Raw genomic sequence first — 12,701 nt, 5'->3', positions numbered from 1 at the left:
CTGACCGGCCATGACCACCGTGCAACCGACCATCTCCGGGCGGTCGAAGCGGGTCTACCTCGAGACCTTCGGCTGCCAGATGAACGAACTGGACTCGGAACTCGTCCGGGGCCAGCTGGGCGCGCTGGGATACACCTTCACCCGCGACGCGAGCGCGGCGGATGTCATCATCTACAACACCTGCTCCGTGCGCGAGCAGGCGGAAAACAAGGTGCTCAGCCGCATGGGCATCGTGGGCAAGGAGAAGGAGCGCGGCCGCAATGTGGTGCTCGGGGTGATCGGCTGCATGGCCGAGCGCGACGGCGCGGGCATGATGACGAAGTACCCGCAGGTGGACCTGATGTGCGGGCCGGGCGAACTGGACAAACTGCCCCTGCTGCTCGACAACGCCATGAAGACCGAGCACGTGAGCCGCGCCGAGCGCATCGCCCTGCAGGGCGACAACCATCGGCGCAGCAGCACGCTGGCGGCGGCGGAGGACAACCTGGAACTGCTCGACCTGAGCCGCGCCTTCGACCCCGAGCGCGGATTGGAGGCGGCGGAGGATGGGTCATCCCCCGCCGCGCGGCGCAGCGCGTACGTTCGCATCACGCGCGGGTGCAACAAGTTCTGCACCTACTGCGTGGTGCCGCGCACCCGCGGGGCGGAGGTGCATCGCCCGCCCGACGCCATCGTCGATGAGTGCCAGCGGCTGGTGGATGCGGGCGTGATCGAGATCACCCTGCTCGGGCAGACGGTGAATCACTACGTGTACGTGCATGGCGAAGCGATGACGGCCGATGGGCGCGAGGCGCCGCAGATCGGCCCGGGGCTGGGGTTCTTCAAGGCCAGCGCGAGGCGCGATCACCAGCAAGTGAGCCGCGATCACCAGCAAGTGAGCCGCGACCACCAGCAAGTGAGCCGCGACCACCAGCAAGTGAGCCGCGACCACCAGCAAGTGAGCCGCGACCGTCAGGGAGCGGACGGCTGGACGAGTGATCCGAACCTGAACCGCTCCCTCACGGTCGCGGCTCGCTCTTCACGTGTGACCACCTTCGCCGACCTGCTCCACCGGATTCACGAGGAGGTGCCCGGCCTGCGGCGGCTGCGCTTCGTGACCAGTTACCCGCGCGACTTCACCGATGAGGCCCTGCGCGTGATGGCCGATTCCCCCCGCATCTGCCGATACCTGCACGTGCCGGCGCAGTCGGGCTCCAACCGCATCCTGAAACTCATGAACCGCGGCTACACGGTGGAGGAGTACCTCGACTTCATCGACCGCGCTCGTGCGATCATGCCCGACATCTCCATCGCGGGCGACATCATCGTGGGCTTCCCCACTGAGACGGATGAGGACTTCGAGGCGACCAAACGCCTGCTTCAGCGCGTGCGATACAAGAACTGCTTCATCTTCAAGTACTCGCCCCGCCCCGGCACGGTGGCGATCGACCGCTTCACCGATGATGTGCCCGACGCGATCAAGCGCCGCCGCAACAACGAACTGCTGCGGGTGCAGTCGGCCATCGGCGCGCAGGTCCACGCCGAGCAGGTCGGCCGCACCGTCGAAGTGCTGGTGGAAGGCGTGAGCGTGCTGGGCGCGAAGACCGCGTCGCGCGTGGAACTGCGCTGGCAGCCCGCGGCCGCGGAATCGCCGCGCATCCAAATGACCGGCCGCACGGGCGGCGACCTGATCGTGGCCTTCGACGCTCCGGAGGGCGTGTCGCCCGACGATCTGGTCGGCCGCATCCTGCCCGTGCGGGTGACGGGCTCGGGGCCGCTGATTCTGCGGGGCGAGTTGGTGCGGGAGGGGGTCGAGTGCTGAGTGCTGAGGCCCCGAAAAATGTACTTGGTACATTGTTCGGTTGGGCGGGTACCATGCCCGCATGGCTGCTTCCGACATGTCCATGACGCTCCGCTCCGCCCGCCAGGAACTCAAGACGTGCCTGATGCTGGGCGTGGACTTCGTTCCCATCGGTTCCGAGACCGCCGTGGTCGCGGCGCCCGCTTCGGCTGCTCCTGCTTCCCCACCCGTGAGTGACCTGTCCGACAAGGCGGCGTTACTGGCGGCTCTCGAGGCCCGTCACGCCGCCGAGTGCCCCCACTGCACCACGGCCACGGGGTACAAACGCATCGTCTTCGGCGAGGGCAACCCCGAAGCGGCCCTCATGTTCGTGGGCGAGGCCCCGGGTGAGCAGGAGGATGAGACCGGCAGGCCCTTCGTGGGCCGGGCGGGGCAGAAACTCGATGAGATCATCGCCGCGATGAAGATGCGGCGGGCGGACGTGTACATCGCCAACGTGCTCAAGGCCCGCCCGCCGGGCAACCGCACCCCCCTGCCGGACGAGGTAGCGCGGTGCGGGCCGTACCTGGTCGAGCAGATCCGGATCATCCGGCCCAGGGTGATCGTGACGCTGGGCGGACCCGCCTCGAAGCTGCTGCTGCAGACGGATGAGGGGATCACGCGGCTGCGTGGTTCCTGGCACGTCTGGCGGGACGGGGATGTGGAAATCCCCGTCATGCCCACGTTCCACCCCGCCTACCTGCTGCGCAACTACACGGTGGACACCCGCGCCAAGGTCTGGTCCGACATGCAGGCGGTGATGGCGAAACTGGCGGAGCGGTCGTGATTGATCGTATCTCTTTTTTTGACAACGACTTGCAGTCACAATCCGATTCTCCCATGTCCCCCATTCATCCGCGTTTCACAAAAAAAGAAAAAAGTTCGTGGAGTGTGGAACCGCTGGATGGCATGATGCGGATAGCCAATGCCGACTGGCTGCTGGCCAATCGGCGTTCACTTGCCCCCCCCACGAGGGGCCCGACGCTACTCAGGTTCCAGCGCCGGGCCCTTTTTCCCCCTTCCGGGGAATGAAACGCCGCTGAAAGCGGCTATCATGGAGAGGTCGGTGGAATCCCCGCCCTCCCCAACCTGTGCCCCCCCCACGAGGGGCCCGGCGCGACACTTGTGTCTGCGTCGGGCCCTCATTTCTTTCCGTGACTCTTTCTCCGACGGAGGTGTGGGGCGGAACCGGACGATCGCCCATCAGCGGCCGCTTCGCAGGATGATCGTCACCGGCCCGTCGTTGGTCAGCCGCACCTGCATCATCGCGCCGAAGACGCCCGTTCCCACCGGGAGTTGGTGGACATCTCGCAGGCGCGCGGCGACCCGCTCGTAGAGCGGCTGGGCTGCGTCGGGAGGGGCGGCCTTGGTGAAACTGGGGCGGTGCCCCTGCGACGCATCGCCCGCGAGCGTGAACTGGCTGATGACCAGCACGCCGCCGCCGACATCCAGCACGGAGCGGTTCATTCGCCCCGCCTCATCGCGGAAGATGCGAAGCCGCGCGATCTTGTCCGCCATCCAGTCGGCCTGATCGGGCGTGTCGCCGACCTCGACGCCCAGCAGCACGCACAGTCCGGCGCCGATCGCGGCCCGGTGGTCCGACTCGGGCGCCTCCACCGAGGCCTCGGCGACGCGCTGAACGACCGCGATCATGCCTGTGCCGCTTCCCTGTCCCTGTTGTCCGAGTCAGACGGGGCTGCGATCAGAACATCGCCATCGCCGCGCTGCTCACCAGCACCATGCCCTGCTCGTCCACCGCCTGGCGGTAGTCGATGAGTTCGACGCCCGCGGGCCTGGCCAGCATCAGGGCGGCGGACATGTTGCCCACGCTGCACCAGCGGGTGGGGTTGTTGCACCAGCGCATGGCGCCGAGGAACTCCTCGGCGTCGCCGGTGAGGAACTTGGCCATCATCTCGCGGTCATGAAGCTCGACGTCATGACGCCGCTGGTCATCCACGGGGCGCGGCTCGCCGAACTGCGGACCCACATGGCTCAGATCGGCGGAAGCGATGAAGAAGGTGCGCCCGCCGGCCGCGTCGAGCACCTCGCGCAGCGTCTCGACGAACCGTTCGCCGGTGACGCGCTCGCCGTCCTCCTCCACCATCGGCGCCAATGGATCGGGCACCAGCGCCGCCACCATCGGCACATCGCCCCAACGGTGCTGGAGCCACGGCAGGTGCAGCTGCACCGAGTGCTCCGGCATGTGGTCGAGCTGGTCGATGATCAGCGGTTTGCCCAGCCGCTCGATCATGGCGCTGACGATGCCCACGTCGGAGCTGACGCGCCCCAGCGGTGTCTCGAAGCCATGCTCCGCCAGCACCACCCCGTCTCCCAGACCAAAGTGGTTGGTGCCGAGAATGACGATTCGGTCGGGCCGTTCCACGCGCTCGATGCAGCGATACGCCGCCGCGTAGTTGGGCCAGCCGCGCTCGTAATCGAGGTGCGGCGCCACCAGCCCGCGGACCGGCTCATCCAGCTCCGGGTCGTCCGTCTCCGCCAGCCAGGCGTCGAGTCGCTTGCGGCATTGCTCGGCGGACTCGCCCAGCGACCCCGCCGCGCCCATCGGGTACGCGCCGCGCGTGGCGATCTCCTCCTTCAGTTCCCGCTCCAGCCGCTCGAAGGTCGGACCCCAGAGCAGCCCCACCTGGTCCAGCCCCTGGACCAGCGCGGCCAGCTGCTCCACCGGCGCCTTGAGGCGCTGGGCGATGGCGTCCAGATCCTCCTCGCCCCTGAAAAACTGGAGAACCGGCATCGCCTGCACGGGGATGACCATGGTCTGCTTGCACAGCATCTGCGGGTCGCGCAGGGCGACAAACTGCTTGCCGTCTTTCTGCAGCCCGATGGGCTGGATCGGCCGCAGATGCGGCATGCGGAGGTGATCCGGCAGGGGTGTAGTCGTCATGGGGGCACATGGTAGCGCGCCGGAAATGACGTGTCCGTCGGGTATTTCGTTGGGCGCGCCCCGTTGACGGGCTATCCTTGCAGCATCGACGCCGACTTCATGCCGGGAGATTGACCATGCGCCGATCCGTCGCTTCGTGCCTCGTCCTTCTGGCGTCCGTCATGGTCGCCGCTCCATCATCGGCCCAGGACACGCTTCCGCAGCGCCAGGTCACCGACATCGACGACTCGACCTCCACCGGCGCCAGGTATCTCCGCATCACCCCCACCGTGCTGGATTTCGGCGAAGTGGATCGCGGTGAGACCTTCCGCAGGATGGTGCAGCTGACGAACATCTCGTCGGAGCCCATCCGCATCGTGCGCGCCTTCACCACCTGCAACTGCACCGTGCCCAGCATTCCGGACAAGCCCATTCCGCCGGGTGCGACGGTGGAGGTGGCGGTCGAGTTCGCCTCCAAGAGCGTCGGCCCGTTCGGCTCCACCGCGCGATTCGTGCTGGCGGATCAGAAGGGCGACGTGCAGCTCGCCATCGCCGCCAACGTGCGCTCCCCCCTGACGGTTGAGCCGGCCATGTTCGAGCCGGACGCCGACAAGGATCAGGTCATCCGCATTCGCGCCACCGACGGCAAGCCCTTCTCGCTGCTGGCGGCGGACCCAGGCATTCTCGAAGGCGTCGATCGCCAGCCGCGCGTGGAGCACGAAGTGCGTCTCACCGCGGTGAAACTCCGCCAGTTGCAGCACCGGCTCAACCTGATCCGAATCTACACCGACCATCCGCGCATGGACTCGCTCATGATCCGCTCGTCGCGGCTGGAGACGACCGGCCCCACCAAGCGGCTCATCGAATGGGCCAAGGGCTCGGGCGAACTGGGCGACCTGGGCGACATTCTGGACGAGGGCGCCGACCTCATGGAGGCGGATCAGCAGGGTCTAACCGCCCTCTTCCACGCCGCCATGACCGGCCACACCGATCGGCTCAAGGCCCTGCTGGAGTTCGGGGCGGACCCGCACGCCACCGCCCGCGACGGGCGCACCGTGCTCATCGCCGCCGCCATGTCCAACCGATCCCACCCATCCACGCTGACCCTGCTGCTCGAGGCGGGTCTGAACGTCAACGCGGTCGACCAGTTCGGGCGCAACGCGCTCTACTGGTCGGCCCGCATGGGAACGCCTGAAACCATCGCGCTGCTGCTCGAGGCCGGGGCCGATCCGTACGCCCGCGGCCCCTTCAGCGAGACCGCGCTCATGTCCGCCGTGAAGTCCGGCCAGATCGACAACGTGCGGGCGCTCGTCGAGGCGGGCGCGGAACTGCACGCCGCCGACCGCAAGGGGCACAACGCGCTGCATCACGCCGTGGTGCTCATGGGCGCCTCGCGCGGCGCCGAGCAGGCCAAGCGGCAGCAGATCGTGGAGTATCTCAAGGCCGAGATGGCGAAGAAGGGCGGGTGAGGGAGAGGGCAGGCGTCGCGGGATCAGGGGATCGAGGCGTCCACTCCCTTGAGGACAGGAACACGCACGCAAACTGACTGTCGTGTGACCTCGACCAACTCAGCCAACCCCTTCTTTCAACTCCGTGATACTCCGTGGTGAACCTTCTCATTCCGCGCGCTCGTACACCGGCCTGCCCGCCACGAATGTTCGCAGCACGCGAATGTCGCGCAGTTGCTCCGCGGTGGTCGTGAGCACGTCTCGGTCGAGCACGATGAAGTCCGCCGCATACCCCGCGCGGATCATGCCGGTGGACGACTCGCTCAGCAGGCACGCCGCCGCGGAGCGCGTGTAGCACGTCAGCGCCTCCTCAACCGTGATCGACTGCTCGGGCGCGAACACCTTGTCATCGAGCGTGCGCGCGCTCACCGCCGCGTGAATGCCGAGGAACGGATCCACCGACACCACCGGCCAGTCGCTGCCGAAGGCCAGCAGCGCGCCGGAATCCAGCAGCTGCCGGAAGGCGTAACTGGACTTGATGCGCTCCGGCCCGATCCGCTGCTCGGCGTAGCGGCCGTCATCCGCCTTGTGATAGGGCTGCATGGACGGCACCACGCCCAGCGCGGCGAACCGGACCACATCCGCCGGCAGCAGGTGCTGGGCGTGTTCGATGCGCGGCCGCAGCGCCTTCCGCTGCTCGGTAGTGAGCGATTCGTACCAGTTGAGCAGCACATGGTTGGATTGGTCGCCGATGGCGTGCACTGCCGGCTGCAACCCCATGCCCGCGCCCAGCCGGATCAGGTCCGCCAGCGTGCCTTCCGCCGCCATCGCCAGCGGGTACCCCGCGTTGTCGGGCGATTTGTCCGGGGCCATGTGGTTGTCGAGGTAGGGCTCCATCATCCACGCGGTGCGTGAGCCCAGCGAGCCATCCATGTAGCCCTTGAAGCCCACCACCCGCACCATCGGGCTGGGGCTGGCGTTCTCCGCCCCCCACTTCAGCGCGGCTTCCCACGCGGAAAGAGAATCCCCCGCGCCGCGGATCGTCCCCGCGATGCGAAGCGTCAGTTTCCCCTCGCGGTCCAGTTCCGCCAGTTGGCGCAGCGTGTCCGGCCCTTCGATCGCGCCGACCTGCGTGACGCCGAAGCGGTTGGCCTCGCGCACGGCCTTGAGGAGCAGTTCCTTCTCATCCACCGCGGGCAGGCGCACGTGCCGCTGCACCAGCCCCATCGCCTGCTCGAAGATGCCGCCGCTGGGCGTTCCGTCGGCCAGACGCCCGATGGTGCCGCCGGGCGGGTCGGCGGGTCCGTCCTTCGTGATGTTGGCGTACTCCAGCGCCGATCGCGAGGCCAGCAGCGAGTGCCCATCCATGCGGATCAGCACCGCCTTGCGCCCGCCGGTGGCGGCATCAATCTCATCCGCGCCGGGGGGCGTCTGATCGGGCCACGACTCGCTGCTCCACCGCGTGCCCACCACCCAGTCATCCGGCCCCAGCGGACGAGCGTAGTCGGCCAGGCGTTTCAGGAGATCCTGTTTGCTGGTCGCCGCCCGCAGGTCGAGATAGCGGAAGTCCGCCGCCGCCCCGCCCAGATGGACGTGCGTGTCGATCAGCCCCGGCAGGATGCGCCGCCCGCCCGCGTCGAAGACCACGGTGTCCGGCCCGGTGAGCGCGGCGACATCGACTTCATCATCCACGCCCACGAACACGCCGCCGCGCACGGCGAAACGCTCGGCGTGCGGGTGATGGGCGTCGCCCGTCCACACCTTGGCGTTGATGACGACGAGGTCGGCGGGGGCGGCGTCCTCGTGCAAGGGCTTCGCCTCGGCTGTCGCCGCCATCGCCGTCGCCCACGCACCCAAGGCCCACGTCGTCGCCGCGATTCCGCTCCGACCGCCCGTCCGCGCGATTCGTCGCATGGTTTTCTCCATCACGCATTCAGCCCCGCGTCACCCGCGTTTCCGGCTATCCTACCGTCTTCCCGACCTGTCAGGAGCATGGCGCGATGGACCTCGACTCCATTCAACTCGAGTGCGAAGACCGCATGAACAAGACCGTGGAGCACCTGCAGCGCGAGCTGCGCGGCATCCGCACCGGGCGGGCCTCCACCGCGCTGGTGGACTACGTGAAGGTGGACTACTACGGCAGCCCCACCGACCTGCGCGAACTGGCCCAGGTGAGCGTGCCCGAGCCCACGCAGATTCTCATCAAGCCCTACGACCCGGGCGCCAAGCAGATGATCATCAAGGCCATCGAGATCGCCGCGCTGGGCTTCAACCCCATGTCCGAGGGCAACGCCATCCGCATCAACGTGCCCGCCCCGTCCGCCGACCGGCGTAAGCAGCTGGTGGCGCAGGTGCGCAAGATCGCCGAGGAATCGCGCGTCGCCATCCGCAACGAGCGGCGCGACGCCAACAAGCACATCGACACGCTGGTCAAGGACAAGTCAGCCCACGTCTCCGAGGATCAGGCCAAGGACGCCAAGAACGCCATCGAGGAGCTGACCAAGCAGCACATCGCCAGGATCGACGAACTGGCCAACAAGAAGGCGGCCGAGGTGGAGACGTTGTAGGGGGTGGTCGATGGTCGGTGGAGGGTGGTCAGGGAGGGCGGACATGCTGTCCGCGCCCATGACGCCCCACCCATCGCGCACGGCTCACAGAGCCGTGGCACCAGAGCGATGAGCCGTGGCACCAGAGCGACGAGCCGTGGCACACTCACTTCTCACCGCCGCCACGCCATCGCGTTGAGTCGCCAGAACCACCCCGCGCTCACGCGGGAGCGCTCCAGCAAATCAAACCCGGCCCGCGCGGCCAGGGCGTTCATCTCGTCGGCGGTGAGAATGTGCCGCGGCGCCCGACCCAGCAGGCGGTAGCCGCGGTGCAGCAGCGACATCGTCCACCCGGAGCGATCCCAGTCGAGGATGATGAGCAGTCCCCCCGGGGCCAGCACGCGGCGGAACTCCGCCAGGGCGCGCGGCTGGTCGGGCACCAGGTGAAAGGCGTTGGTGCAGGTGAGCGCATCGAAGGCGCCGTCTTCAAAGGGCAACTGGTCCGCGCCGCCCTCCACCCAGCGCAGTCCCGGCCTCTCGGGCAGACGGGCGCGGGCCTGGGCGAGCATGGCCGGGCTCAGATCGATGCCCGTCAGCGACATCGCGGGACGCGAACGGCGCAAGCGTTCGGCGAGCAGCCCCGTGCCGCACGCCACGTCCAGCAGCCGCGCGGCGGGCGGCGCATGCGTCAGGATCAGACGCTCCGCCTGTGACAGCGTGATCTCGCTGTAGGAGCGCCACAGCCGGTCGTAGCGCGGCGCCATGATTGCGTAGCGGCGGAGAATCGCCTGTTGGCCGTCACGGGCGTGGGGCATGGGTCACGGTAGGCCGGTGGTGGTCGGGCACGATCGCGCCACGCCAGGCGCGGCGGCGACCCCCTATCGCGTCATGTTCCGCAGCTGCGACTTCATCATGCGCCGGATCGACGCCAGTTGAGCGGGGTCCACCGCGGAGTTGGCCAGGTCCACCTCGATGGCGGAAATCCACTCCACCGTGGTCGGGGCGTAGCCGAGCTGCTTGGCCAGGCGCTCCTCGAAGTCCTTCATGTGGGCGGCGCCGTAGAAGATGGCCACGCTCCTGACATCCGGCTCGTTCTTGAGCAGCTCGGCCAGGTCATCCATCACCACCTGGTTGCGCTCTCCGACGATGACTTCCCCGAAGCCCCGGCCGAACTGCTGATTGAGCGCGCCCTCGGTGATGGATTCGTTGCCCAGCACCTCGATCATCACCACCTTCACCATGTCGGACATCATGCCGTCGGCCATGGCGTCGAACAGGCGGATCGCCTGCAGGAGCAGGTTGACCATGCGGGCGGGCAGCGAGGTGCCGGCGAGCGTGCCGCCGAACTCCATGAAGTCCACGCCGCGCTCCTTCATGGCGCGATTCATCTGATCCATGGTCATGTCGCTGCAGCGGTAGTGCGGACGGCCGTAGTCCATCGCCTCGAGCTGGAAGTCGAGGTTGAGCGCCTTGGCCAGCTGCGCCTGAAGCCCGTCATCCTTGCTGGAGGCGAGCGCGGCGACGCCGTCCTTGCCGGTGACGATCAGGTCGGCGTTGGCCCCCTCGCCGCCTTCCTTGCCGTCGGCGCCGAGACTGCGGATCGAGTAGCCGCCGTCAGTGTCGCGGGCGTAGAGCACCGCCGTCCCCCAGGCGTCGATCGAGGCCAGCGCGGTCCATTCGGAGAGCCGGGGGTCGATGGATTCGATGGATTGCCTCAGCTCATCCAGCGTGGCGGGCACGGCCTGCTTGTGATGCCTGTTGGATTCCACCACGCCCGCGATGAACTGCAGCGAGGCGCGGGTGCTGGCGATGCGCTCCTCGTCGGTCTTGCCGCCCGGCCTGGCCGCGCCGGCGGGCTTGACCGACTCGTACAGCACCACGTCGAAGCCGTCGAGCAGTTTCTGCAGCGAGCGATACAGCCCGCGGTCGCCGATATGAGCCACGCTGACAAGGCAGACTTCGGGGCCTTCGCCCTCGGCCCGCTCGAAGCGGCGGGCGGCGACCTCGAGCCGGATGGACTTGCCCTCCTCCTCGACCACGCGCAGGTAGCGCGGGCCTTCCGCCTCCTGGCCCCATGCAGGCGCGCCCAGCACGAGGACGCTCAACCCCGCGACCAGAGGCAACGCGGAGCGGGAACGAAGTGACCGGAAGATGCTCATGGTGTCAACCTTGTGGCTCAGCCGGAAGCGCCGGAGGCGGCGGCACGACCAGTTGTTCGGCTGGGATGATGGGCTGTTTCAGGCGGGGACGCCTGTACCGCTGGGTCTGAGGATGGCGGGCGGGACGCCTGCCCAATCGGCCTCTCGTGTGACACCGGCGCCGACGATTGTGTTCCCGCCTGTTCCATCGCGGCAGCAATAAGGGATTCGAGCCGTCCCAGCGTGCGGTCCACCTGACCCTTGAAGATCATGTACGGAAAGAGCGTCACCAGCGCCACGACCAGCCCCGCCGCAGTGGTCAGCAGGGCCTCGGCGATGCCGGCGGACACCTGGCTCGGCTCGGCCAGGGTCTGATCCTGCCCCAGCAGGTTGAACGACTGGATGATTCCCAGCACCGTGCCCAGAATGCCCAGCAGCGGCGCGGCGGTGATGATCGTCGAGAGCGTCACCATCCACCGTTCCAGACGGGGCCGGACGGCCTCGACCGCCGAGAGCGCCGTCGATTGAGTCGGCGATCGGCGGGTGAGCGAACGGGCCACGGCCCCGTAGATGGTGCCGTCACCGGCCATCAGCCCTTCGGCGCGGGCGTCGCCAGCCGCCAGCAGGTCGATCAGGCGCGCCACCCGCCGCAGTGAACTGGGCCGGTTGGTGCGAATCCAGAACCAGCACCGCTCCAGGATCAGGGTGACGCTGATGACGCTCAGCCCCAGCAGCGGGATCATCACGATCCCGCCGCGATCCACCAACTGGCTCGTCAGGTCGATGAGGGTCTGCACACGGGATGATAGCGAGTCGCTTCCAACACTCGCGCCCCCGCATCCATCACCCATCCTCACGAGTCGATAGAATCCGCCCATGCCGACGATGGCCCGACCCCTGACCCCCGTGATCCGCCCCGTGATGCCCGAGCCACCCCGCCCACCTGACGCCATCGCGCCCCACCTGGCGGAGATCGAGCGGTACCTCGACGGCTGTCTCGACGGTCGCGGGTTGCCTGACAACCTGCTGGAGGCCTGCCGATACGCGGTGCTGGGGGGCGGGAAGCGGCTGCGACCGCTGCTCACGCTGCTGGCGTGCGAGGCGGTGGGGGGCGATCGCGCCCGCGCCCTGCCCGCCGCCGCCGCCACGGAACTGATTCACGCCTTTTCGCTGGTCCACGACGACCTGCCCGCCATGGACAACGACGAACTGCGTCGCGGCATGCCCACCGTATGGGTGAAGTACGGTCAGGCCATGGCCATCCTGGCCGGCGACGCCCTGCAGTCGCTCGCCTTCGAGCTGCTGTGCGACGAGCGTTACCCGGCGGCGCTGTCCGGTCGTCTGATCCGCGAGTTGTCGATGGCCACGACGCGCATGATCGCCGGGCAGGTCTACGACACGCTGGGCGGCGTACCGGCGGGGCTTTCCCCGCGCGATCACCTGGAGGTCATCCACCGCAACAAGACGGGGGCGCTGCTTGGCGCCTCCTGCCGAATCGGGGGTCTGTGCGGCGGCGCGGATGGCGCCGCCCTGCAACGCATTTCCGACTTCGGCGAAGCCGTCGGACTGATGTTCCAGATCGTGGACGACGTGCTGGACGTCACCCAGCCCAGCGAACACCTTGGCAAGCGGTCGGGCAAGGACATCGAGGCGGGCAAGAAGACCTTTCCCGGCGTGCTGGGCATGGACCAGTCCCGTCAGGAAATTGCCCGGCTTCACATCGCCGCCCGCCAGGCGATCGAACCCTTCGGACACACCGGCGTACTGCTCGCCGAGGTGGCCGATTATCTGGCGATACGAACCAAGTAGACCTACCCTTTCCGAAGAAGCACCAGTGGCACAGGCGTCCCGCCTGTGAGCGAATGAGAA

The 12,701-nt window shown here is 68.0% G+C and carries 11 protein-coding genes; 5 read left to right on the top strand and 6 right to left on the bottom strand.

Features of this window, described 5'->3' with window-relative positions; all coding sequences use genetic code 11:
- Positions 1–10: 10 nt before the first annotated feature.
- A complete protein-coding gene (locus tag HRU76_07730) occupies positions 11–1,801 on the top strand; it encodes a radical SAM protein (GenBank protein QOJ17472.1) in 1,791 nt (596 codons plus the stop codon).
- A gap of 61 nt (positions 1,802–1,862) precedes the next feature.
- Positions 1,863–2,606, top strand: coding sequence for a uracil-DNA glycosylase (locus tag HRU76_07725; protein ID QOJ17471.1), 744 nt, complete (start codon positions 1,863–1,865; stop codon positions 2,604–2,606).
- A gap of 416 nt (positions 2,607–3,022) precedes the next feature.
- Here HRU76_07725 and HRU76_07720 read toward each other — a convergent pair whose 3' ends face one another.
- Both HRU76_07720 and amrB read right to left on the bottom strand, forming a co-directional pair.
- Complete coding sequence (locus HRU76_07720) at positions 3,023–3,472, bottom strand: D-tyrosyl-tRNA(Tyr) deacylase (GenBank protein ID QOJ17470.1); 450 nt, start codon at positions 3,470–3,472, stop codon at positions 3,023–3,025.
- Positions 3,473–3,521: 49 nt separating this feature from the next.
- Positions 3,522–4,721 carry an AmmeMemoRadiSam system protein B gene (gene amrB / locus HRU76_07715; GenBank protein ID QOJ17469.1) on the bottom strand — a complete coding sequence of 400 codons (1,200 nt, stop codon included), beginning with the start codon at positions 4,719–4,721 and terminating at the stop codon, positions 3,522–3,524.
- 116 nt (positions 4,722–4,837) lie between these two features.
- Here amrB and HRU76_07710 point away from each other — a divergent pair, with 116 nt between their 5' ends.
- Positions 4,838–6,169 (top strand): ankyrin repeat domain-containing protein, encoded by a 1,332-nt coding sequence (locus tag HRU76_07710; GenBank protein QOJ17468.1) that lies wholly within the window; start codon positions 4,838–4,840, stop codon positions 6,167–6,169.
- A gap of 147 nt (positions 6,170–6,316) precedes the next feature.
- Here the strand turns inward: HRU76_07710 and HRU76_07705 are convergent, their stop codons facing one another.
- Positions 6,317–8,062: an amidohydrolase gene (locus HRU76_07705; protein ID QOJ17467.1), complete on the bottom strand. Its 1,746-nt coding sequence runs from the start codon at positions 8,060–8,062 to the stop codon at positions 6,317–6,319.
- A gap of 86 nt (positions 8,063–8,148) precedes the next feature.
- On the opposite strand from HRU76_07705, the gene frr reads away from it, so the two are divergent.
- Positions 8,149–8,715: a ribosome recycling factor gene (gene frr / locus HRU76_07700; GenBank protein ID QOJ17466.1), complete on the top strand. Its 567-nt coding sequence runs from the start codon at positions 8,149–8,151 to the stop codon at positions 8,713–8,715.
- Between the two features lie 152 nt (positions 8,716–8,867).
- Here the strand turns inward: frr and HRU76_07695 are convergent, their stop codons facing one another.
- The 3 genes from HRU76_07695 to HRU76_07685 form a co-directional block, all read right to left on the bottom strand.
- The gene (locus tag HRU76_07695; protein QOJ17465.1) at positions 8,868–9,509 is read right to left on the bottom strand and encodes a methyltransferase domain-containing protein; all 642 of its coding nucleotides are present in this window, start codon (positions 9,507–9,509) and stop codon (positions 8,868–8,870) included.
- 63 nt (positions 9,510–9,572) lie between these two features.
- Positions 9,573–10,853: a type II secretion system protein GspG gene (locus HRU76_07690; GenBank protein ID QOJ17464.1), complete on the bottom strand. Its 1,281-nt coding sequence runs from the start codon at positions 10,851–10,853 to the stop codon at positions 9,573–9,575.
- A 17-nt stretch (positions 10,854–10,870) separates the two neighbouring features.
- Positions 10,871–11,629, bottom strand: a complete 759-nt coding sequence (locus HRU76_07685; GenBank protein ID QOJ17463.1) for a MotA/TolQ/ExbB proton channel family protein — start codon at positions 11,627–11,629, stop codon at positions 10,871–10,873.
- Between the two features lie 79 nt (positions 11,630–11,708).
- Between HRU76_07685 and HRU76_07680 the strand changes: the two genes are divergently transcribed.
- Positions 11,709–12,641, top strand: coding sequence for a polyprenyl synthetase family protein (locus tag HRU76_07680; GenBank protein QOJ17462.1), 933 nt, complete (start codon positions 11,709–11,711; stop codon positions 12,639–12,641).
- Positions 12,642–12,701 lie beyond the last annotated feature (60 nt).

This window comes from Phycisphaeraceae bacterium (assembly GCA_015709595.1).
Classification (GTDB): Bacteria; Planctomycetota; Phycisphaerae; order Phycisphaerales; family SM1A02; genus CAADGA01.
This window is presented reverse-complemented; position numbering and strand designations above follow the sequence as displayed.